At 59.7% G+C, this 21395-nt stretch carries 19 protein-coding genes; 11 read left to right on the top strand and 8 right to left on the bottom strand.

Going from position 1 to position 21395, the window contains the following annotated elements; translation table 11 throughout:
• Positions 1–140 precede the first annotated feature (140 nt).
• The gene (locus tag BLL36_RS11780) at positions 141–572 is read right to left on the bottom strand and encodes an acyl-CoA thioesterase (RefSeq protein ID WP_076951599.1); all 432 of its coding nucleotides are present in this window, start codon (positions 570–572) and stop codon (positions 141–143) included.
• Positions 573–595: 23 nt separating this feature from the next.
• Positions 596–2533, bottom strand: coding sequence for a RecQ family ATP-dependent DNA helicase (locus tag BLL36_RS11775; protein WP_076951598.1), 1938 nt, complete (start codon positions 2531–2533; stop codon positions 596–598).
• 163 nt (positions 2534–2696) lie between these two features.
• On the opposite strand from BLL36_RS11775, the gene BLL36_RS11770 reads away from it, so the two are divergent.
• Positions 2697–3746: a S8 family peptidase gene (locus BLL36_RS11770; RefSeq protein ID WP_076951597.1), complete on the top strand. Its 1050-nt coding sequence runs from the start codon at positions 2697–2699 to the stop codon at positions 3744–3746.
• 64 nt (positions 3747–3810) lie between these two features.
• Here the strand turns inward: BLL36_RS11770 and BLL36_RS11765 are convergent, their stop codons facing one another.
• Positions 3811–4986, bottom strand: a complete 1176-nt coding sequence (locus BLL36_RS11765) for a tetratricopeptide repeat protein (RefSeq protein ID WP_076951596.1) — start codon at positions 4984–4986, stop codon at positions 3811–3813.
• Positions 4987–5402: 416 nt separating this feature from the next.
• Here BLL36_RS11765 and BLL36_RS11760 point away from each other — a divergent pair, with 416 nt between their 5' ends.
• From BLL36_RS11760 to BLL36_RS11750, 3 genes are all read left to right on the top strand, one after another.
• The gene (locus BLL36_RS11760) at positions 5403–5723 is read left to right on the top strand and encodes a hypothetical protein (RefSeq protein ID WP_076951595.1); all 321 of its coding nucleotides are present in this window, start codon (positions 5403–5405) and stop codon (positions 5721–5723) included.
• A gap of 312 nt (positions 5724–6035) precedes the next feature.
• Positions 6036–6392, top strand: a complete 357-nt coding sequence (locus BLL36_RS11755) for a DUF1493 family protein (RefSeq protein WP_076951594.1) — start codon at positions 6036–6038, stop codon at positions 6390–6392.
• A gap of 173 nt (positions 6393–6565) precedes the next feature.
• Complete coding sequence (locus BLL36_RS11750; RefSeq protein WP_231998942.1) at positions 6566–7429, top strand: DMT family transporter; 864 nt, start codon at positions 6566–6568, stop codon at positions 7427–7429.
• Between the two features lie 57 nt (positions 7430–7486).
• On the opposite strand, the gene BLL36_RS11745 is transcribed toward BLL36_RS11750, so the two are convergent.
• Together BLL36_RS11745 and hslO are read right to left on the bottom strand one after the other, a co-directional pair.
• A complete protein-coding gene (locus BLL36_RS11745; RefSeq protein ID WP_076951592.1) occupies positions 7487–9028 on the bottom strand; it encodes a phosphoenolpyruvate carboxykinase in 1542 nt (513 codons plus the stop codon).
• Positions 9029–9208: 180 nt separating this feature from the next.
• The gene (gene hslO, locus BLL36_RS11740) at positions 9209–10111 is read right to left on the bottom strand and encodes an Hsp33 family molecular chaperone HslO (RefSeq protein ID WP_076951591.1); all 903 of its coding nucleotides are present in this window, start codon (positions 10109–10111) and stop codon (positions 9209–9211) included.
• A gap of 103 nt (positions 10112–10214) precedes the next feature.
• Here hslO and BLL36_RS11735 point away from each other — a divergent pair, with 103 nt between their 5' ends.
• Positions 10215–11018: a phosphatase PAP2 family protein gene (locus BLL36_RS11735; RefSeq protein WP_076951590.1), complete on the top strand. Its 804-nt coding sequence runs from the start codon at positions 10215–10217 to the stop codon at positions 11016–11018.
• Between the two features lie 152 nt (positions 11019–11170).
• On the opposite strand, the gene BLL36_RS11730 is transcribed toward BLL36_RS11735, so the two are convergent.
• Positions 11171–11578: an RNA-binding S4 domain-containing protein gene (locus tag BLL36_RS11730; protein WP_076951589.1), complete on the bottom strand. Its 408-nt coding sequence runs from the start codon at positions 11576–11578 to the stop codon at positions 11171–11173.
• Positions 11579–11695: 117 nt separating this feature from the next.
• On the opposite strand from BLL36_RS11730, the gene rimA reads away from it, so the two are divergent.
• The 3 genes from rimA to rimK are packed head-to-tail and all read left to right on the top strand — an operon-like array spanning position 11696 to position 13873.
• Positions 11696–12475 (top strand): S6 modification regulatory phosphodiesterase RimA, encoded by a 780-nt coding sequence (gene rimA / locus BLL36_RS11725; RefSeq protein WP_076951588.1) that lies wholly within the window; start codon positions 11696–11698, stop codon positions 12473–12475.
• Between the two features lie 13 nt (positions 12476–12488).
• Entirely contained in the window at positions 12489–12971 is a 483-nt protein-coding gene (gene rimB, locus BLL36_RS11720; RefSeq protein WP_032884940.1) for a retropepsin-like aspartic endopeptidase RimB, read from the top strand.
• On the top strand, positions 12968–13873 hold the full coding sequence (gene rimK / locus BLL36_RS11715; protein WP_003171022.1) for a 30S ribosomal protein S6--L-glutamate ligase: 906 nt from the start codon (positions 12968–12970) through the stop codon (positions 13871–13873). Before rimB ends, rimK begins: the two co-directional genes overlap by 4 nt.
• Before the next feature lie 123 nt (positions 13874–13996).
• Here rimK and BLL36_RS11710 read toward each other — a convergent pair whose 3' ends face one another.
• Positions 13997–15310 carry an ATP-binding protein gene (locus BLL36_RS11710; protein ID WP_076951587.1) on the bottom strand — a complete coding sequence of 438 codons (1314 nt, stop codon included), beginning with the start codon at positions 15308–15310 and terminating at the stop codon, positions 13997–13999.
• 114 nt (positions 15311–15424) lie between these two features.
• Positions 15425–16165 (bottom strand): osmolarity response regulator transcription factor OmpR, encoded by a 741-nt coding sequence (gene ompR, locus BLL36_RS11705; protein WP_010214095.1) that lies wholly within the window; start codon positions 16163–16165, stop codon positions 15425–15427.
• Positions 16166–16522: 357 nt separating this feature from the next.
• Between ompR and BLL36_RS11700 the strand changes: the two genes are divergently transcribed.
• The 3 genes from BLL36_RS11700 (at position 16523) to gshA (ending at position 21040) form a co-directional block, all read left to right on the top strand.
• Complete coding sequence (locus BLL36_RS11700; RefSeq protein ID WP_076951586.1) at positions 16523–18859, top strand: Tex family protein; 2337 nt, start codon at positions 16523–16525, stop codon at positions 18857–18859.
• Positions 18859–19242 carry a PaaI family thioesterase gene (locus tag BLL36_RS11695; protein ID WP_076951585.1) on the top strand — a complete coding sequence of 128 codons (384 nt, stop codon included), beginning with the start codon at positions 18859–18861 and terminating at the stop codon, positions 19240–19242. The genes BLL36_RS11700 and BLL36_RS11695 overlap by 1 nt, the downstream gene beginning before the upstream one ends.
• A gap of 214 nt (positions 19243–19456) precedes the next feature.
• Complete coding sequence (gshA, locus tag BLL36_RS11690; protein ID WP_076951584.1) at positions 19457–21040, top strand: glutamate--cysteine ligase; 1584 nt, start codon at positions 19457–19459, stop codon at positions 21038–21040.
• Positions 21041–21395 lie beyond the last annotated feature (355 nt).

Genomic DNA, 21395 nt, shown 5'->3' with positions numbered 1-21395 from the left:
TCTAAAGCCCCCTCACCCCTCATGTGGGAGCGGGCTTGCCCGCGATAGCATACTGTCAGGCGATACTTTTCCAACCTGATCTACCGCTATCGCAGGCAAGCCAGCTCCCACATTGATTTGCATTGCTTGCAAATTACGGGTCACACCGCCAACCGCTGCAACGCCTCGCGCAACATCCCCGGAATCGTCACCGGCTGGTTCGTTGCCCTGTCCACAAACACATGCACAAAACGCCCCGCCGCGCAGGCCTCTTCCTCGCCGGCCTTGAACACCGCCAATTCATACTGCACTGAACTGTTGCCCAACTTGCCCACCCGCAGGCCGATTTCGATGCGCTCGGGGAAAGCGATCGACGCAAAATAATCGCACGCCGAACTCACCACAAACCCCACCACTTCACCGTCATGAATATCCAACCCGCCTTGTTCGATCAGGTAGGTATTCACCGCCGTATCAAAGAAGCTGTAGTAGGTTACGTTGTTCACGTGGCCATACACGTCGTTATCGTGCCAGCGCGTGATGATCGGCTGGAAGTGAGGGTAATCGGCACGTTGTGGCACTGAATCAGGCATGGGCACCTCGGGTGAAAGTGGGTTTACAGATCATTCAAATGGGCCTCGGCCCACTCGCGCACCTCGGCGTAGGGGTAGTCTTCCAGCGCAGCGAAACCGGGAATGCTCCGCGCCTTCAACTTGGTGAACAAAGGCACGCTGATACCGCCCAGAAACCGCGTCAAGCGTTCGGCGCCGGGCAGCTCGCCGTTATGCTCATGATGCCTGTGGATAAAATCACCGCACAGCCCCATGAAGTTTTTATCCACAAGCGGCGGCAAGCTCGGCGGCGCCGGCAAGCGCGCCACTTGCCCATGGCACACCGAGCAATGTCCGCAACGCTGGGGGGCGTTTTCATCGCCAAAATACTGCGCAAGGCGTTGCCCCAGGCAATGCTCGGTGGCGAACAGATCGAGCATGGCGTGAATGCGCGCCACCTCGGTCACCTCATGTTGCTTGAAGCCTGTGTATAACTCGGTGCTCAGCACCTGCGCATCGAAGTCGGTATTCAGCAGGCTGTAGACCTCGGTCATTTGCTTGCTTTCCAGTTCGATCAGGCCCTGTTCCTGGAAGTAATCCAGCGCTTTTACCACTCGGTTGCGCTCGGCATTGTGCTGCTGATACAGCGCGTCGAAATCCACCGTTGCCCAGGTTTTTGCACGCTTGCACACCTGGATGATCGCCGCGACAAATTGCTGCCGCTCGCCGGAGAAACGGGCGAGCAAGGCCTCGGGTTCGACCAGATACTTGAAGCGGTACTCAGCGTAAAACGCATAGCGCGGCGCGATCACGCCCTTGAGCTCCAACTGCACCAGCAGCGTTTTCAACGGCAGTTCGCGAATATTGCTGTGGTCCGACAAAGACCTGAGCAAAAACTCCCACTGGCCCTCGCTCCGCGCAGCTTGCAACTCTTCCAGCACCCGCCGGATGCCCTCCTGCTCCGGCGTATCGCCGTAGACGAAGTTTTCCAGCACATTGAGGCTGTCGCGATTGGCCAGCACCAGACAGTCAGACGGCTGCCCATCCCGTCCCGCACGGCCGATTTCCTGGCTATAGTTTTCGATGGATTTGGGCAGGTCGAAGTGCACCACATTGCGGATGTCACTTTTATCGATGCCCATGCCAAACGCGATGGTGGCCACGATGCAATTGGAGCGCCCACTCATGAAGCGCTGCTGGATACCCTCGCGTTTATCGTGGGGCAGCCCGGCGTGATAGGCCTCGGCCTGGATGCCATTGCGGTTCAGGTGTTCGGCAATCTGCTCGGCGGTTTTCTGCAGGGTGACATAGACGATGCTGGGCTGGTTGGCTCGCTCGTTCATCCACTGGACCAGACGTCGGCGCTTGTCCACACCGCTGACCGGCTCGACCAACAGGTTCAGGTTGGGCCGGTAAAAGCCCGTGGTGACCACATCGTCCGGCGCAATGGCGAACTTCGCCTGCATGTCGGCAATTACCTTCGGTGTCGCCGTAGCCGTCAACAGCAACGCCTGCGGGATATTGAACTGGCGTTGGTAGTCCGGCAGCTTCAGGTAGTCCGGGCGGAAGTTGTGGCCCCACTCGGAAATACAGTGCGCCTCGTCCACCACCAGCAACGAGATCTGCACGCTTTGCAGGAAGTTTCGAAAGCGCTCGTTCTTCAAGCGCTCCACCGAAATCATCAGGATTTTCAGCTCACCGGAACGCGCGCGCGCCATCACGTCATTGGCGTCCTCGCGGCTCTGGGCCGAATCGATACTGCCTGCGCAAATACCATGACGCTGCAAAAAGCCAAGCTGGTCCTGCATCAACGCCAACAGCGGCGACACCACCAGCGTCAGGTGCGGCAACAGCACGGCGGAAAGTTGATAACACAGGGACTTACCCGACCCGGTCGGAAAAATGGCCGCCGCCGAACGACCGGCCAGCACGGCGCTGACCGTTTGTTCCTGGCCCAAACGAAACTGTGGATAACCAAAGACCTGCTGGAGGGTGTCGTGCATAGGCTGTCACTCCGTTGACCGCTGAAGGAATGAAAACCATAGATCAGCGATCGAGAAAAGGTCGTGGATAAACGCTACAAACTGATACAGAGAAAACCAGCATGCCCGCGCAAAAACGGAGACAGTAGCACGCTTGATCACTTACCCCGACAAGGAGTCGTGCATGCCTCGATGCCCGCTGTTTTCACTGCAACGCCTCATGGTTTTCTTATTGCCGTGGTTATTACTGGGCTGTGCCACCGCCCCGGTCCCTACCTCTACCGAACCAGACACACGCCGGTTTGAAACCCCTGAATACCTCGCGCAAAAAGCCCTGCCCATCGTCAAAGCTTCCTCTGTATACGCACGGGGAGGCACGGGCCAGGGCGTGAGCGTGGCGCTCATCGACTCGGGTCTCAACCACAGCCTGCCGGAGTTCTACGGGCGTGTGGCCGATCCGGGCTACGACTTCGTGAGACAAATGCAGGGCACCGTTGATATCAAAGGTCATGGCACCCAGATGGCCGGTATCCTCGCCGCGAACAAAAACGATCAGGGCATCCACGGCATTGCCTTCAATGCCCAACTCATTCCCATGCGTTTCGGAGACGATAAGGAGCCCTTTTACTTCGACAGTGAAATCGCCCAGGCATGGAACCTTGCATACGCCAAAGGTGCACGCATCTTCAGCAATTCATGGGCCAACCCCATTGAAGCCAATACCAACGAAGTTTCCATTTATGAACGCTTGATGGGCGACTCATTGGAGGTGGCCAAAAAACTGGTGGCCGAAGGTTCCGTATTCGTCTTTTCCACTGGCAATGAAGTCAAGCGTGAACCCCTTGCCGAACCTGGCCTTCCCGCGTTGGTGCCCGAACTGGAGAAAGGCTGGATAGCCGTCATGGCGCTCAAGAACGACGGTACCGCCATCAATCTCAAATCCAATTATTGCGGCCTCGCGGCACGCTGGTGCATCGCGGTACCCGGCGGCGACGGTGGGGCGGGGTTGTTGACGACCAACAAGGACGGCAGCTACGGGCCCACAGCCGGCACCTCGCCAGCCGCCGCGTTGGTCAGTGGTGCCCTGGCTGCGTTACAGAGTCGCTTTCCCGAAATGACGCCGCAACAAGTGCGTGAACGCCTGCTCAGCACGGCTAATCGAACGGGGATCTATGCTAACAGCGAAGCCTATGGGCGAGGCTTGATGGACCTGGACGCGGCTTCGCGCCGGTAGCCATCCACCAAACAGACAACGCGCCACTGGGGCGCGTTGTCGGTAGGACGTTTGCCACTGTCTATCAGCGGTTCCGTACCCGCTCAATTGCCGTGTCATACACCGGATTGGCCTTCTGCTCCTTGGCCAACTGGTAGTGACGCAACGCATCGGCGAACTGCCCGGCCGCTTCGTAGATGCGCGCGATGTTGTAGTAGGCGCCGGCCCGTACGGTCGCGGCATTCGCGCCGGTCGCCAAGGCGATGGCCTTGCGGTTGGCCCAGATCGACTCGGCGGTATTGCCTGCCTTCTGATACGCCAGGCCCAGGTTGCCGTAGGCCTTGCCGAAGCCATTGTCCAGCTCGATGGCCTGGCGGAACAGGTCGATGGCCTGGTCAAGGTTCCCCGCCTGATAGGCCGCTTCGCCTTGAACGTTCAGACGCTTGGCATCGGTTTGGGCCGAAGAACTGACCGCGACAGCCGTCACCGCAACACTGTCATCCAGTAACGGTTTGACTTCATTGAGCACATTCGCGGCATCCACCGTCACGCCGTTGAAGGTGTTGATGTCCTGGAAGTCGCCGCTGCCGGTCATGCGGAACACGGTCCACAGGTTACCGCTGCGGTTTTTCGGCACGTAGTAGGTACGCACCAGGGACTGGCCCATGTACACGAACACCTTGGCTTCGCTGTTGGACAGTTGACGCGAACCTGGATTATCACTGTTGCTGTAGTCATGCACGGCGTAGACGTAGCTTTCGCCGTAGTGCTTCTTCTGCAGGGTGATGGTTTCCGGGCCGTAGCTGTCGGTGTCATCCACGTCCAGCTCGGCGTCGTCGCCCTTTTGACTATCGAAGTAGATGTTGTTACCGGGGAAAATCATATGGGAGTCGAGGTCTGCCGGGTTTTTGCCCCAGCTCAGCACCACGCGCAGGCCGTCGAGGTTTTCCATCACCGGGCTGATGGCGTAGGTCATGCCTTTGCACGGGCACTTCACCACCAGGTTGGAGTAGCCGGGCTTCTTGATGATCAGCAGGCTGCTGGCATCATCCGCGGCTTCGCTGGTGAGGGTCACCTGGCCCTGGGCATTGGTGCGGCCCACTACGTTCTGTGCGCCGTTACGTTGCAACAGCACTTCGGCGTCGGCGATTTTCTGGTCCTTGACCACAGCACTGAGCACTTCGATCGGCAATTGCTCGGCCTGGACCGAAAAAGCCACCGCACACAATGACATCGCCGAAGCAACACGCAGCAAACCCATGCTCAACTCCCTTTAAGTATTGGGCGGAATCGCCCTATAAGATTTTGCGGTGAAACATACCTTGAATTCAGCGCGCTGGCGGATTTTTTATAAGGAATGTGACGTGGTTATTAGGTAGCACTGATCGCAGTTAAACCATCTGTTTATTGTCCGAGAAGAAACTCACTTCTAAGGTTCGTTCCGTCGCTGCCAAATCAGCGACCGGGTTTGGTCACCCGAAAAACAGCACACATAAGTGCCATTATTTGTTCCGCGAACGTCTATCGTCTCGTGTCGCAGTGCTATGGCGGCTGTGTGGGGGACGTCTTCGGACGTGTCGGAGTGCTGTTTCCGGCTGGCCAACCCGCGCACAGTCCGCCACCCACCGTTTGGCCACGGTGATGTCGGTTACCTAACAGCAAACCGAGTACCTTCACATGCAAATACCTGAAACGATGGACCGCTACCGCCTACTGCGCACCCACTTCACCGACACCCAACCACTTGTCATCGACACTGAAGCCAAAGCCGAAGACATCCAGTCCGCCGCCCATCAACGCATCCGCGCAGCCACGGACTTGCTCGAAACTTTCTCCTGCCTGACCTTTGAACACGCCGACCTCAAAGACATTTCCCACATCATCAATGCCCTGTACCTGCACGTTCAGGACGGCTGTGATTTGCTGGAAGCCGCGCAACAGGTTCAGCTGCAACCGACGGCCGACCATCCAACACAAACTAACCAGATACACAGCTAACCCTGTGGGAGCTGGCTTGCCTGCGATAGCGGAGCGTCAGGCGACATCTTCATACCTGATCCACCGTCATCGCGGGCAAGCCCGGCTCCCACATTTGACCAATATTACTGTTGAGTCGCTGCCAATCCATAAATGCCGGAGATCACTGTAAGAAATCTCCAAACGCTGCGACATCCTCTTCCCAAATTGCTTCAAATACACGCTCAACCCTCTACAGTAGTAACGCGTAGCTGAATGAAAATAGCGCTCTCTCAACCGTCTCGGCAGAAATACCGTGACGCCCCCATTCGCCCACTCCTGCGTGCCCCCACCATGAACCTCGCCCCCAACTTCCCCGAAGACCCCGTCATGCAGCAACTCCTGCAACTGCTGCACGAAGAAATCGGCCTGCCGAAACACAAGACCATTCGCCTGCAAACCTCGCTGAACTTCGACCTCGGGTGCGATGGCGCTGAAGCCAAGCAGCTGATGGAAGCGCTGGAACAGGAATTTGCACTCGACCTGGGCGACTTCGACACTTATCGTTACTTCAACCCGCCGGTGTTTGATGTGTTTCTCAAACGCAGGGCAAAGGGGCGCGGCGAAAAAGTGCCGCTGACCATTGGAATGCTCTACCTGGCAATCAAGACGCACAGCTGGGATACGCAGACGCTGGAAAACCTGAGCTGAGCGAATACAGTTTTCGAACTCACTGAAGGCCAAATGTGGGAGCGGGCTTGCTCGCGAAAGCGGTGCATCAGCCAACCTTTTCGGCGACTGACACTCCGCCTTCGCGAGCAAGCCCGCTCCCACATTTTGAAGCTGCGCTAACCTGGCCAGTCGCGTACACAATAAGGACTGACATGGACGTAACAATGGGCTTGCTGGCCGCGCTGCTCTGGGGCGGCACGGACTTTCTAGTGGGCCTCAACGCCCGCGCCGTGGGCGTTAAACGCGCCGTTTACTTCGGCCAGGCGCTCGGCTTCCTGATCATGACCCTGCTGCTGGTCATCCTCCCCAGTTTCCTGTTCAAATCCCTCGACGCGCCGCTGAGCGTATGGCTGCTGGGCATCGCTGCCGCCCTGCTCACCGTCTCCGGCGCCCTCGCCCTGTCCAAGGCCTTCGCCCTCGGCAAAGCCGCTATTGTTGCGCCGCTGGTGACGTCCTACGGCGTAGTCACCACATTGCTGTCCTGGGCCAGCGGAGAACACATCAGTTTGACCCAACTGGGCTGCATCGCCCTGTGCGTGATTGGCGTGATCCTATCCAGCCTCCACAAGGACAACGGCGTACGTCACAACAACCCACGCCTGTCCATCGCCTACGCCATGCTCGCCTCGCTGCTTTATGGCACCAGCTTCTGGCTGCAAGGGCGCTACACCCTGCCGGCGCTGGGGCCGATTACCATGCTGTGGTTGGGTTACCTGGTGGGCCTGTGCGTGCTGGTGGTGATGGTGTTGAAGATCAAGGACGGCCTGAAAATCCCGCCGCTGAAAAACTGCGCAACACTGACGAGCGCCAGCTTGATGAACCTGGGCGGGTTTTCGGCGTTTTCTTGGGGGGCCATGACAGGGTCGGTGGCGGTGGTGACGGTGATCAGTACGCTGTCGGGCGGGATTGCAGCGATCCTGGGGTTTGTGTTTTTCAAGGAGCGCTTGTCGGCGGTGCAAGTGCTGGGGGTTGTGCTGGTACTGGTCGGCGCCGTGGTCTTACACGTCGCCCATTAAGCCGTCGCGCACAAAAAAGCCGCCTGCAAGAGGCGGCTTTTTTACAACGCTCGAACCTTACAACTTAGGCCCAGCTGCCTTGATCGCCTCACTCACTTCAAACTTCTTGAAGTTCTCAACGAACAACCCGGCCAGCGCCTTCGCCGCTTCATCGTAGGCAGCCTTGTCGGCCCAGGTGTTACGTGGGTTCAACAGGCCCGTCTCAACACCCGGCACAGCCAATGGCACGTCGAGGTTGATGGTGTCGAGGTGTTCGGTTTCAGCACCGATCAACGCGCCGCTCTGGATCGCTGCGATCACGCCGCGAGTAGTCGGGATGTTGAAGCGTTTGCCGACGCCGTAGCCGCCGCCGGTCCAGCCGGTGTTGACCAGGTAGACCTTGGAGCCGAAGCCGCGAATGCGCTTGATCAGCAGCTCAGCGTATTCACCAGCCGGGCGTGGGAAGAACGGTGCGCCGAAGCAGGTGGAGAAGGTCGACTTGATGCCGCCGCCGGAACCCATTTCGGTCGAGCCCACCAGTGCGGTGTAGCCGGACAGGAAGTGGTAGGCCGCTTGTTCTTCGCTGAGGATCGACACGGGCGGCAGTACGCCAGTCAGGTCGCAGGTCAGGAAGATCACCGCGTTTGGCTCGCCGCCCAGGTTCTTCTCGGAACGCTTGGCAACGTGTTCCAGCGGGTAGGCGGCGCGGCTGTTCTGGGTCAGGCTGACATTGGTGTAGTCGGCGTGCCCGGCCTCGTCGATGACGACGTTCTCCAGCACGGCGCCGTGCTTGATGGCCTTCCAGATGACCGGTTCGTTCTTCTCGGACAGGTCGATGCACTTGGCATAGCAACCGCCTTCGATGTTGAACACCACGCCTTCGCCCCAGCCGTGTTCGTCGTCACCGATCAGGTAGCGGCTTTCGTCAGCGGACAGGGTGGTTTTACCGGTGCCCGACAGGCCGAAGAACAGGGTCACGTCGCCGGCTTCGCCGATGTTGGCGGCGCAGTGCATCGGCAGTACGTCGGAGGCCGGCAACAGGAAATTCTGCACCGAGAACATGGCTTTCTTCATCTCACCGGCGTAACGCATGCCGGCGATCAGCACTTTTTTCTGTGCGAAGTTGAGGATCACGCAACCGTCGGAATTGGTGCCGTCACGCTCTGGCACGCATTCGAAGTTGGCCACGTTCAGCACTTGCCACTCTTCACGACCGGCCGGGTTGTACTGGGCCGGGTTGATGAACAGGCAGCGACCGAACAGGTTCTGCCAGGCGGTCTGGGTGGTCATTTTCACGGCCAGGTAGTGGTCTTCGGAAGCCCCTACGTGAACGTGGGAAACGAAGTGCTCTTGCGCGTTGTTGAAGGCTTCTACGCGGTTCCACAGGGCATCGAACTTGTCGGCCGGGAACTTGCGGTTGATCGGGCCCCAGGCGATTGCATCCTGGGTAGTCGGCTCTTCGACGATGAAGCGGTCGACCGGCGAACGGCCGGTGCGGTGACCGGTTTCTACGACCAGCGCGCCAGTATCGGCAAGCACGCCTTCACCGCGCTGCAGGGCTTCTTTGACCAGATCGTCAACACTCAGATCGGTGTATACGGCGTTATTGGCTTGCGTCATGAGGTTCCCCGTCGGCCTGTGGCCGAGTTGCTCCAAACGTTTTGTAGTAGAAAGTTGCGCACTACTACCGCGAAAAAAGTGGGCCGGATTATGCCAGAAAAGCCCAAAAAGAGTAGGGCCCTCCCGTCAGAACGCCTCTAATCCGGCATTTGGCAGGTGATTTACCTGTGCTTAAACGTTTTAGTGGCGGGTGTCGGAAGGGGTGTCGATGCCTGCGCCGGCGAATAATTGGGCTACATCGGCCGCATCGAACAGGTAACGCTGGTTGCAGAACTGGCAGTCAATCTCGATATGCCCACCATGTTCCACGACCAATTCCTGCGCATCTTCCAGGCCCAGGCTGACCAGGGCATTGGCGGAACGCTCGCGCGAGCAACTGCAATTGAAGCGCAGGCCCTGTTCGTCAAACAGACGCACGGCCTCTTCGTGGTACAGGCGATGCAGGATGGTTTCGTTGTCCAGGCCCAGCAGTTCTTCGGCGGTCAGGGTACCGGCCAGGGCCGTCAGCTTGCGCCAACTGTCGGTGCGCTCATCGTCGTCCTTGATGCGGTCGGCCGGCAATTGCTGCAACAGCAGGCCGCGGGCGCGCTTGCCGTCGGCGTTGAGCCAGAACTTGGTGCCGACTTGCTGGGACATCACGAAATAGTTGGTGAAGCAGTCCGACAGGGTCTCGCCGTCGAGATCGACGATGCCCTGGTAGCGCTGGCCTTCCGTCGGGTCGACGGTGATTGCCAGCACACCGTCGGCCATCAGGTCGGCCAGGGTAGCGTCAGGCGCGATCCGCTCGGCGTCGTAACGGGCCAGGCCACGGATTTCACGCTCGCTGGAGCACTCGATCATCAGCATCGGCACCGGGCCTTCGGACCGTGCCTGCAGGATCAGCAAACCGTCGAATTTCATCGTGCCTACCAGCAACGCAGCCGCCGCCATCAACTCACCGAGCAGTTGCGCGACCGGTTCCGGATAGGCGTGCTTGGCGAGGACTTCGGCGTAGCTGCGCTCCAGGGAGACGAGTTCGCCGCGGGCGTCGTTCTCGTCGAAGATGAAGCGTTGGGTGAAGTCGGTGTCCGGTAGATCAGTCATAGGTCTGGGTATCTGAATTGATGACAAAATGATTACAAGGTTTATAGAATTAAACGCTTTAGCACCTTTTTGGTGCGGTTTTCTAAAGCAGTGGAGACAGTTTATGAACAATCCGGGTTTGTTCCAAGCCAAGTGGAACCTCGGGGGATGGGCCTTTTGCAATCTACTCGCTATCGGGCTGCTGTGTTTTTGGCTGTGGCCCACGGGCCAGATGCTTTGTGTGATTTTCGACGAGTGGCTGTTTCATCTGCTCAATGACCCGCTGGCGAGCAACTCCACATGGCTACATGTGTGGGCTGTGGCCAGTTTGCGGCCGTTTGACGCGGTGGTCGGTGTGATTTTGCTGACGCTGTTGATCCGCGGCGACTGGGTATTCAAGGCCGTTCAAGTGCGCCCGGCGCTGTTAGGTTTTGTCGGCATTCTGTTGCTGCTGCTATTCATCCGCATGCTGTTTTCCAAATTCGCGGCGCACATGGGCTGGCAACACAGTAGCCCGTCGATGATGATCAGTGGCGCGGTCCAGATGAGCGACTACTTCCCCGGGCTGGAGAAAACCTGGGAATTGAAGGACCGTTCGAGTCAGAGCTTTCCTGGCGATCACGCTTCGGTATTGCTGATCTGGGGTATGTTCATGTCGGTGTTCGCCACGCGCATCGGCCAGGTGCTGGTGATCTGGGGGCTGGCACTGTTGTTCATGATGCCGCGCCTGGTGGCTGGGGCTCACTGGGGGCAGGACGATTATATCGGCGGTGTGCTGCTGGCGCTGTTGGCGCTGGGGTGGGGGTATTACACGCCGTTTGCGGCGAGGGTGTCGCAGGGGTTATTGCGGGTGACGGCGCCGGTGTTTGGGTTGCTGGGGAAGTTGCCGTTGGTTGGGCGTTTGAGTGTCGTGCGCATTAGCACCTAACGCCGAAGGTTCAATGTGGGAGCGGCGGTGCGACGATTCGACTTGCTCGCGAAGGCGGTGTGTCAGTCAGCACATGTGTTGACTGATACACCGCCTTCGCGAGCAAGCCCGCTCCCACATTTGATCTGCTTTTGGCTGGAGATTGGTGGCACTCATTCATCATTGCCACTGCCGCGAAACTTGAACAAATCGCGGCGTTGCTTCTTGCTCGGCTTGCCATCGGTGGTCATGCCCGTGGCGCCCGCCTTGCGCATGGCGGCCGCGTTTTCGCGCTTGGCGATACTGGCCTCGGTCTCTGTATAGAGCGCCTGCGCTTCGGGCGCGCCGCGACGAACAATGGAAAGTGCCTGGACCACAATGGTCTTTTCGTCAAAACCTGTACGAATCTGAAACTCATCGCCGATACGCGGCTCTTTGCCCGGCTTGCAGCGCTCGCCACGATGATGCACCTTGCCACTCTCGATCGCGGCCTTCGCCAGGGCACGGGTTTTATAGAAACGCGCCGCCCATAGCCACTTGTCCAGACGGACCTTTTCTTCCTCTTGCTGCTTTTGAGCCACTTGAATTCCTCGCTCTGAAAAATGTCGCAACTTTACCGTTGAACCCCTTCGACGCATAAACCCCAAGGCTCACCTAAGATACGCCAGGTAGCACCCTGTTTTTCGCGAGGATACGCTGTGACCGACTTTCCCGTTTCACTCACCTCGCCTGAACAGCGTTGCGTGGGTTGCCAGCAAAGCGAGCCCCTGGGGTTCGATTTTGCCTTCGCGTACCAGCCTATCGTAGACCTTCGGGACCGGTCGATCTTTGCCAATGAAGCCTTGGTGCGCGGCGTCGGCGGCGAAGGCGCAATGTCGGTGCTGCAGCAGGTGACTTCAAGCAATCGCTACCGCTTCGACCAGCGCTGTCGCACCCAGGCGATTGCCGGCGCCGCGGCCCTTGGGATGCAAACCCATCTGTCCATCAACTTCATGCCCAATGCGGTGTACCGCCCGGAGCTGTGTATCCGCAGCACCCTGGAGGCGGCGCGTGCGCATAACTTTCCGCTGGACCGGCTGATTTTCGAGACGCTCGAAACCGAGCATGTAGATAACTATCGCCATTTGACGAATATTCTGCGTGAATACCGCGAATTCGGCTTCAAGACCGCCATCGACGATTTCGGCGCGGGCTATTCGGGGCTGAACCTGCTGGCCGATTTCCAGCCTGACTTGATCAAGCTCGACATGGCGCTGATACGCGATGTCGATCAGGATCGCGTCCGCCAGGTCATCGTTCGAGGGATTGTCACAATCTGTGAGCAGTTGGGGGTTACTGTCATCGCCGAAGGCATCGAAAGTGCCGGCGAGCGCGACTTCCTCTCCGACTGCGGAATATTTCTGATGCAGGGCTACTGGTTCGCCAAGCCTGCATTCAAAGCCCTGGCCGACGTGACACCAACAGCTTGGGCGAACTGACCGGTTATCCATATTGAAGACATTTGACCATTTGACCGTCGTGGGTCTGCGTGAGTGGGTGGCACTTCCCGACTTGGGAGTCGCAGGCCTGCGCGCAAAGATCGACACGGGTGCCAGCACCTCAAGCCTGCACGCCACCGACATCGAGCCCTTTGAGCGCGATGGCGAAAAGTGGGTGCGCTTCACCGCGCACCTGGGCAGCGTCGTGCAGTTGCGCCACCGCCGCTGCGAAGCGCCCCTGGTGACCATGAAAACCATCAAGAGCTCCAACGGCCATGCGCAGGTGCGCTATGTCATCAGCACCACGCTGGCCTTGGGCGACCGGGTATGGCGGGTGGAGTTCACCCTGGCCTGCCGCAAGGCCATGCGCTACCGCCTGTTGCTGGGTTCCAAGGCGTTGATTGACGGCCAATTGGTGGTCAATCCCGGTATCAAGTACGTTCAAGACAAGCCGGTGTTCCCGGTCTCTACTATTTCTGCCCCAGGTGCTGCATGAAGATTGCTGTGCTGTCGCGAAACCCGCGTCTGTATTCCACCCGCCGCCTGGTTGAGGCCGGCACTGAACGTGGCCACGAAATGGTGGTGATCGACACGTTGCGTGCCTATATGAACATTGCCAGCCACAAGCCGCAGATTCACTACCGGGGCAAGCCGCTGGAGGGGTTTGATGCCGTAATCCCGCGCATCGGCGCTTCGGTGACATTTTATGGCTGCGCGGTGTTGCGCCAGTTTGAAATGATGGGGGTATTCCCCCTCAATGAGTCGGTGGCGATTGCCCGCTCACGGGACAAGCTGCGCTCGCTGCAGTTGCTGTCGCGTCGGGGTATCGGCCTGCCAGTGACCGGCTTCGCCCACTCCCCCGACGACATCCCCGACCTGATCGAGATGGTCAACGGCGCGCCGCTGGTGATCAAGGTGCTGGAAGGCACCCAGGGCATCGGCGTGGTGCTGTGTGAAACCGCGACGGCCGCGGAATCCGTGATCGAGGCGTTCATGGGCCTCAAGCAGAACATCATGGTGCAGGAATACATCAAGGAAGCCGGCGGTGCGGATATTCGCTGCTTCGTGGTGGGGGACAAGGTAATCGCAGCAATGAAGCGCCAGGCCAAGCCAGGGGAGTTCCGCTCCAACCTGCACCGCGGCGGCAGCGCCAGCCTGATCAAGATTACCCCGGAAGAACGCATGACCGCACTGCGGGCGGCCAAGGTGATGGGCCTGGCCGTGGCGGGTGTGGATATCCTGCGCTCCAATCACGGGCCGCTGGTGATGGAAGTGAATTCGTCGCCGGGCCTGGAAGGGATCGAGACCACCACCGGCAAGGATGTCGCGGGGATCATCATTCAGCATCTGGAAAAGAATGGCGGACCGAATATGACGCGGACCAAGGGCAAGGGTTAACACCGCAAAACACTCGTGGGAGCTGGCTTGCCTGCGATAGCGGTGGTTCAGTCAACAGTGATGTTGAATGTGCCACCGCTATCGCAGGCAAGCCAGCTCCCACAGTTGCATCATTGGGGGTTGTTAGACCGCGTCTCTAGGCAACATCAAGCCCAGCGGCAACCTCACCCGCGCCTCCAGGCCACCTTCCTCGCGGTTGCGCAGCTCGACATTGCCGCCATGCATCGAAGCAATCCGCCGCACGATGGCCAGGCCCAGGCCAGTGCCCTTGCCTCCCCGGGCACGGTCGCCACGGGTGAAGGGGTTGAAGATGCCTTCCAGCTCGTCCGGGTCGATACCCGCGCCACGGTCCATCACGCTCAGCACCACATAGGGCGCGGCACTGTCGCCGGACACATACGCCGCCACTTCCACATCGGACCCCGCGTGATGCAAGGCGTTACCAATCAGGTTGTTCAACAGGCGCTTCATCGACACCCGACGCAACGCAAACGGTTGGATCGGCTCCAGGCGCATGCGCACCTGCTCACCGTTCTGGTTGTAGGGCGCCACCACCTCACGTACCAGGTCCGTCAGGTCGACCTCTTCCACCACTTCATCACGGCCATCGCGGATGAACGCCAGGAACTGGTCGAGGATAGCGTCCATGTCCTCGATGTCGCGGACCATGTCATCGGTGAGGTCGGTATGGTTGCCCATCAACTCCAGTGACAGACGCAGTCGCGTCAAGGGTGTGCGCAAGTCGTGGGAGACCCCCGCCAGCATCAGCTCGCGTTCGCGACCGGCCTGTTCGACATCCTCCGCCATCTGGTTGAACGCACCGTACACCTCGGTCATCTCGCTGGGTGTATCGCTGACCGGCAGGCGCACACTACGGCCCTGGCCTAGCTGGCGGGCGGCAAAGACCAGACGTTTAAGCGGCTGGTTGAGTTGACGCACGAAAATCCAGGCGGAAGCGGTGGAAAGCAAGCCGATGGCCAGGAACCAGCCCAGCACGTTCCAGATCTTCTGCCCACGCAACGGATGGGGATACAGCGGCACCTTGATCCAGGCATCGCCCAGGCTCGGCGCCCTCACCCACAACGCAGGCGAAACATGCATGCGCAAGCGGACTTCGGTGTCCTCCCCGAGCTCTGCCTGCATCTGGCGCTGGTAGATCTCGCTGTAGGGCCAGTGCTGCTCGCCCTCGGGCACTCCGGCGCCATCGACCCGAATCAGGGTGGAGGCTTTCGCCACTTTCTCGCGATTTTCCTCGTCAACGGCCCAGTAGGCACGCAGTGTCAGGGCAACACCGTGGCTGTACTGCCGATCCACCAGCACATCTTCGTTCATTAACAGATAAACCAGCGTGAGTGCCTTGGAAAACAGAACGACGATCAGCACCAGCCAAAGGGTGCGGGAGAAGAAACTTTGCGGGAACCACAGCGGGGTTTTCATGAGGACAGCTAGATACCTTGAGAAACGAGCGGCGCTCGCAGAATTGCAGACGCCGGGCATCCCGTCGACCCTTATGGAGTCAGACGCCGGGATGCCCGCCGTGCAAATCACCGGTCAACTGGTTTTATTGCCATCCGGCACGAACACATAACCCACACCCCATACCGTCTGGATGTACCGTGGCTTGGACGGATCAGGCTCGATCATCCGGCGCAGACGGGAGATCTGCACGTCGATGGAGCGCTCCAGGGCGTCCCACTCCCGGCCACGGGCCAGGTTCATCAGCTTGTCGCGCGTCAGCGGCTGGCGCGCGTTCATCACCAGGGCCTTGAGCACGGCGAATTCGCCGGTGGTCAACATGTGCACTTCATCGCCACGCTTGAGCTCACGGGTCGCCAGCGACAGTTCGTAGTCGCCAAAGGTGACGCTTTCGTCTTCGCTGCCCGGTGCGCCCGGCACCGGTGCGGCCTGGCGTCGCAACACCGCCTTGACCCGCGCCATCAGCTCGTCAGGGTTGAATGGCTTGGCCAGGTAGTCGTCAGCGCCCAGTTCAAGGCCTTTGATGCGGCTCAGCTCATCGCCCTTGGCGGTCAGCATGATGATTGGGATCTGGTTATTTGCGCCACGCAGGCGCTTGCAGGCGGTGAGGCCGTCTTCGCCGGGCAGCATCAGGTCGAGGACGACCAGGTTGAAGACTTCACGCCCCAGCAGACGGTCCATCTGCTCGGTGTTCGGCACCGCACGGGCACGGTAGCCCTTGGAGTTGAAGAAACGCTCCAGCAGGCTGCTCAGCCCTGGATCGTCGTCAACGATGAGAATTTTTTCGCCTTCAGCAGTTTGTGCAGTGCTGCTCATTGGATGCTCCTCTTATCTCGGCGCGCATTATGGCCTAGCTGCCGTTATACGCACCGTGTGCATTGTTAGCAGATTTTTCCTCTACTGCGAGCGAACCCGCGCCCCACAACCGTTGGCGCAATCACCCCCAAGCGCGGAACGCTGGTTATAATGCGGCGCCGTCGTGTTGGGCAACGTCAGATCGTTACCGTTTAATGCCTCGGCTTTTTTCACCCGAGTGTCGTGATTTTTTCAATTTCGAGGGTCAATAGGCTTCCTCTTGACCCAGGCAGCGGCGCCGGTCGGGCCGCTCAACCAGTCTTCCAAGGCCTTGTTTTCCGGGCCTGCGAGCTGCTTTTCAGAATTTCAGGTGGTTTTATGGACAGCATCAACAGCCGCATCGCCGAGGAACTCGGCGTACGCCCACAACAGGTCGAAGCGGCCGTCGCTCTACTGGATGAAGGCTCCACGGTGCCCTTCATCGCCCGTTACCGTAAAGAAGTGACCGGCAGCCTCGACGATATCCAACTGCGTCACCTGGAAGAGCGGCTGCGCTATCTGCGAGAACTCGACGAACGGCGTATCAGCATCCTTGCCAGCATCGGGGAACAGGGCAAGTTGACCCCACAGCTGGAGCGCGACATCAAGCTCGCCGACACCAAGACCCGCCTCGAAGACCTCTACCTGCCGTACAAGCAGAAGCGTCGCACCAAGGGCCAGATCGCCCTGGAAGCCGGCCTGGGCGAGCTGGCGGACGGCCTGTTCAACGACCCGACGCTGAACCCGGAGGCCGAAGCCGCACGTTTCGTCGACAGCGAAAAAGGTGTCGCCGACGTCAAGGCCGCCCTCGAAGGTGCCAAGTACATCCTCATGGAGCGCTTCGCCGAAGACGCCAGCCTGCTGGAAAAACTGCGCACTTACCTCAAGCAGGAAGCCATCCTGAGTGCCCGCGTCATCGCCGGTAAAGAGGAAGAAGGCGCCAAGTTCCGCGATTACTTCGAACACGACGAACCGCTCAAGAGCATGCCGTCCCACCGTGCACTCGCCATTTTCCGGGGCCGCAACGAAGGCATCCTCAGTTCTGCGCTGAAGGTTGGCGATGAGTTGCCCGGCACCATGCATCCGTGCGAAGGCATGATCGGTCAACAATTCGGCATCCAGAATCAGAACCGTCCCGCAGACAAGTGGCTCGGTGAAGTCGTGCGCTGGACCTGGAAGGTCAAGCTCTACACCCACCTCGAAACCGACCTGCTCGGCGAGTTGCGCGACAGCGCCGAAACCGAGGCGATCAACGTCTTCGCCCACAACCTGCACGACCTGCTGCTGGCCGCGCCGGCCGGGCCGCGCGCAACCCTGGGCCTCGACCCGGGCTTGCGCACCGGCTGCAAGGTCGCCGTGGTCGACGCCACCGGCAAGCTGCTCGACCACGCCACGGTGTATCCGCACGTGCCACACAACAAATGGGACCAGACCCTCGCGATCCTGGCGGCTCTGTGCGCCAAGCACGCGGTGGACCTGATCGCCATCGGCAACGGCACCGCCAGCCGCGAGACCGACAAGCTGGCTGCCGAGCTGATCAAGAAATACCCTGCCATGAAGATGACCAAGGTCATGGTTTCCGAGGCCGGCGCGTCGGTGTACTCGGCATCGGAACTGGCCTCCAAGGAATTCCCGGACCTCGACGTGTCGATCCGTGGCGCGGTGTCCATCGCCCGCCGCCTGCAGGACCCGCTGGCCGAGCTGGTGAAGATCGACCCTAAATCCATCGGTGTCGGCCAGTACCAGCACGACGTGTCGCAGTTGAAACTGGCGCGCGGCCTGGATGCGGTGGTGGAAGACTGCGTAAACGCCGTGGGCGTGGATGTGAACACCGCTTCCGTGGCGCTGCTGGCGCGTATTTCGGGCCTCAACGCTACCCTGGCGCAGAATATCGTGACTCACCGTGACGAAAACGGCGCGTTCAAAACCCGCGCCGCGCTGAAAAAAGTCGCGCGCCTGGGTGAAAAAACCTTTGAACAGGCTGCTGGTTTCCTACGCGTAATGAATGGCGACAACCCGCTGGATTCCTCTGCGGTGCACCCGGAAGCCTACCCGCTGGTGCAACGCATCGCCGCCGAAACCGACCGCGATATCCGCTCGCTGATCGGTGACGCCGCGTTCCTCAAGCGCCTGGACCCAAAGAAGTACACCGATGAAACCTTCGGTGTGCCAACCATCACCGACATCCTGCAAGAGCTGGAAAAACCTGGCCGCGACCCGCGCCCGGAGTTCAAGACCGCCGAGTTCCAGGACGGCGTCGAAGACCTCAAGGACCTGCAACTGGGCATGATCCTGGAAGGTGTGGTGACCAACGTGACCAATTTCGGTGCCTTCGTGGACATCGGCGTGCATCAGGACGGCTTGGTGCATATCTCCGCGCTGTCGGAGAAGTTCATCAAGGATCCGCGCGAAGCGGTGAAAGCCGGTGACGTGGTCAAGGTCAAGGTCATGGAAGTCGATATCCCGCGCAAACGCGTCGGTTTGTCGATGCGCATGAGCGACACGCCCGGCGAGAAAATCGACGGTGCCCGTGGCGCGCGTCCTGGCTCCGCACCTCGTTCGTCGCAGAACCGCTCCGAAAACGCTGCACCGCGCAAGGAGACCGCCACGGCAGCGCCGAGCAATAACGCCATGGCTTCGCTGTTCGCCAACGCCAAACAGTTGAAGAAGCGTTGATGCAAATCCCGGCCGGCTTGACCCAGAGCGCGTTCAGCGAACTGCTCGGCTGCCGCCTGCAACGCCTTGAGGAAGGCGTTGCCGAGGTGGCCCTGACCCTGGAGCCGCACCTGCGCAACCGCGCGGGCAAGCTCCATGGCGGGGCGATCTTCAGCCTGGTGGACATTACGATGGGGCTGGCGTGTTCCAGCACCCACGGTTTCGACCAGCAGAGCGCGACCATCGAATGCAAGATCAACTATATCCGCGCGGTGGAAGACGGCGACGTGCTGTGCACCAGCCGGGTGGTCCATGCCGGTCGACGCACATTGGTGGTCGAGGCGGATGTGTATCAGGGCGAAAGACTTGTCGCAAAAGCACAGGGCACCTTCGCTGTCCTATAGCTCCCCACCCCCGATTTGAGGTAATTTCGGCGCTGCGATAGTAGCGTCGGAATTTTCTCGCTGCGCTGTAGCCAAATTCATGGAGTGAAGCCGGCATTTTCAGAACGGGTCCCATCGACTCTAAACCAGGCGATCACGCCAGTTTTAACTTCACCCTTGTAGACCGTCCTGCCCACCCCCATATTGGGGCGACTGACGCGTGAAGGAATCCAACTTGAGCGAACTTCTCAACCGCCGCCTGGCCCTGCTCGGCAAGCGCGAACACCTCTCCCTGCTAGAGCAGTGCTTGCACGGCATCGAGCGTGAATGCCTGCGCGTCACCAGCGAGGGTCGCCTGGCGCAAACGCCGCACCCCGAAGCCCTGGGCGCCGCGTTGACCAACGAATTGATTACCACCGACTACTCGGAATCGCTGCTGGAGTTCATCACCCCAGCCCTGCCCAACCCGGCCGATACCCTGAGCAGCCTGGACAAGATCCACCGCTTTGCCTACACCAAGCTCGGCAGCGAATACCTGTGGAGCCCCTCGATGCCGTGCCCGTTGCCGGCCGAGGAAGATATTCCGATTGCCTACTACGGCACCTCCAATATCGGCCAGCTCAAGTACGTGTACCGCAAGGGCCTGGCCCTGCGTTACGGCAAGACCATGCAGTGCATCGCCGGTATCCACTACAACTTTTCGCTGCCGGAACAGTTGTGGCCGCTGCTCAAGGAGACTGAAGGGTTCGTCGGCACTGACCGAGACTACCAGTCCAACGCCTATATCGCGCTGATCCGCAATTTCCGTCGCTACAGCTGGCTGTTGATGTACCTGTTCGGTGCGTCCCCGGCCCTGGACGCCGGCTTCCTGCGCGGTCGTTCGCACCAGTTGCAAGTGCTCGACGCCGATACCCTGTACCTGCCGTATGCCACGAGCCTGCGCATGAGCGACCTGGGTTACCAGAGCAACGCCCAGGCCGGCCTCACGCCGTGCTACAACGACCTGGTCAGCTACACCGACAGCCTGCGCGAAGCGGTCGCAACGCCCTACGCGCCGTACGTCGAAATCGGCACGCACAAGGACGGTGAGTGGGTTCAGCTCAACACCAACATCCTGCAGATCGAAAACGAGTACTACTCCAACATTCGTCCCAAGCGCGTGACCTACACCGGCGAGCGGCCGATCCAGGCGCTGATGGCCCGTGGCATCCAGTACATCGAAGTGCGCTGCCTGGACATCAATCCGTTCCTGCCGCTGGGTATCGACCTTCAGGAATCGCGCTTTCTCGATGCGTTCCTGCTGTATTGCGCGCTGAACGACAGCCCATTGTTCGCCAATAACGAATGTGGCAACGCCACTTCCAACTTCCTCAGCGTGGTCAAGGAAGGTCGCCGTCCGGGCCTGCAATTGCAGCGCAACGGCCAAGCCGTGGACATGAAGGAATGGGCTGCCGAGCTGTTGGAGAAAATCGCACCGCTGGCCGCTTTGCTCGATGAGAGCCATGGCATCACCGAGCACAGCCAGGCGCTGGACGCTCAACTGGCCAAGGTCCAGGACCCGTCCCTGACGCCGTCGGCCCAGGTGCTGGCGGCAATGGCCGAGCGCAAAGAGAGTTTTGCGCAGTTCTCTCTGCACCAGAGTGAGGTTCACGCCGAGTACTTCCGCCGGGAAGCGCTGCCGGCCGAGGAACAGGCACGCTTTGAAGAACTGGCGCGTTCGTCGCTGGCGCAGCAGGCGGAGCTGGAGCAGAACGAAGTGGGCGATTTCGATGTGTTTGTCGGGTCGTACCAAGCCAGTATTCTCGCCATCAGCAACTAAAGCCGTACGCCGCCTTTTGGGGGAGCTGGCTTGTGTGGGAGCTGGCTTGCCTGCGATGCAGACGACTCGGTGTATCGGTGATACCCCGGTGATGCCATCGCAGCATAGGTATCTACACAACTTTCAAAGGCTGAAAAATCTCCCTGTAGTGAGCGGGCTTGTCCCGCGCTGGGTGGCGAAGCCGCCCCAAACCAGGCGACTTGCGTTTATCTGAAACTGCGCGGTGTCTTTATTGGGGCCGCTTCGCAGCCCAGCGCGGGACAAGCCCGCTCACTACAGAAATGTGTAGATATCTATTGGCCATCGCAGGCAAGCCAGCTCCCACATTTGATGTGTGTTGCAGTCATATCTCCAT

Source organism: Pseudomonas cedrina subsp. cedrina (genome assembly GCF_001983175.1).
GTDB lineage: Bacteria > Pseudomonadota > Gammaproteobacteria > Pseudomonadales > Pseudomonadaceae > Aquipseudomonas > Aquipseudomonas cedrina.
This window is presented reverse-complemented; position numbering and strand designations above follow the sequence as displayed.

What these genes read in the sequence shown, in the direction of transcription:
- BLL36_RS11755 (WP_076951594.1), top strand. Translation starts at nt 6,036, where the DNA reads ATGAACCTCGCCCCCAACTTCCCCGAAGACCCCGTCATGCAGCAACTC.
- BLL36_RS11765 (WP_076951596.1), bottom strand. Translation starts at nt 4,986, where the DNA reads ATGGGTTTGCTGCGTGTTGCTTCGGCGATGTCATTGTGTGCGGTGGCT.
- BLL36_RS11700 (WP_076951586.1), top strand. Translation starts at nt 16,523, where the DNA reads ATGGACAGCATCAACAGCCGCATCGCCGAGGAACTCGGCGTACGCCCA.
- BLL36_RS11735 (WP_076951590.1), top strand. Translation starts at nt 10,215, where the DNA reads ATGAACAATCCGGGTTTGTTCCAAGCCAAGTGGAACCTCGGGGGATGG.
- hslO (WP_076951591.1), bottom strand. Translation starts at nt 10,111, where the DNA reads ATGACTGATCTACCGGACACCGACTTCACCCAACGCTTCATCTTCGAC.
- ompR (WP_010214095.1), bottom strand. Translation starts at nt 16,165, where the DNA reads ATGAGCAGCACTGCACAAACTGCTGAAGGCGAAAAAATTCTCATCGTT.
- BLL36_RS11760 (WP_076951595.1), top strand. Translation starts at nt 5,403, where the DNA reads ATGCAAATACCTGAAACGATGGACCGCTACCGCCTACTGCGCACCCAC.
- BLL36_RS11775 (WP_076951598.1), bottom strand. Translation starts at nt 2,533, where the DNA reads ATGCACGACACCCTCCAGCAGGTCTTTGGTTATCCACAGTTTCGTTTG.
- rimK (WP_003171022.1), top strand. Translation starts at nt 12,968, where the DNA reads ATGAAGATTGCTGTGCTGTCGCGAAACCCGCGTCTGTATTCCACCCGC.
- BLL36_RS11745 (WP_076951592.1), bottom strand. Translation starts at nt 9,028, where the DNA reads ATGACGCAAGCCAATAACGCCGTATACACCGATCTGAGTGTTGACGAT.
- BLL36_RS11695 (WP_076951585.1), top strand. Translation starts at nt 18,859, where the DNA reads ATGCAAATCCCGGCCGGCTTGACCCAGAGCGCGTTCAGCGAACTGCTC.
- BLL36_RS11710 (WP_076951587.1), bottom strand. Translation starts at nt 15,310, where the DNA reads ATGAAAACCCCGCTGTGGTTCCCGCAAAGTTTCTTCTCCCGCACCCTT.
- BLL36_RS11750 (WP_231998942.1), top strand. Translation starts at nt 6,566, where the DNA reads ATGGACGTAACAATGGGCTTGCTGGCCGCGCTGCTCTGGGGCGGCACG.
- BLL36_RS11770 (WP_076951597.1), top strand. Translation starts at nt 2,697, where the DNA reads ATGCCTCGATGCCCGCTGTTTTCACTGCAACGCCTCATGGTTTTCTTA.
- BLL36_RS11780 (WP_076951599.1), bottom strand. Translation starts at nt 572, where the DNA reads ATGCCTGATTCAGTGCCACAACGTGCCGATTACCCTCACTTCCAGCCG.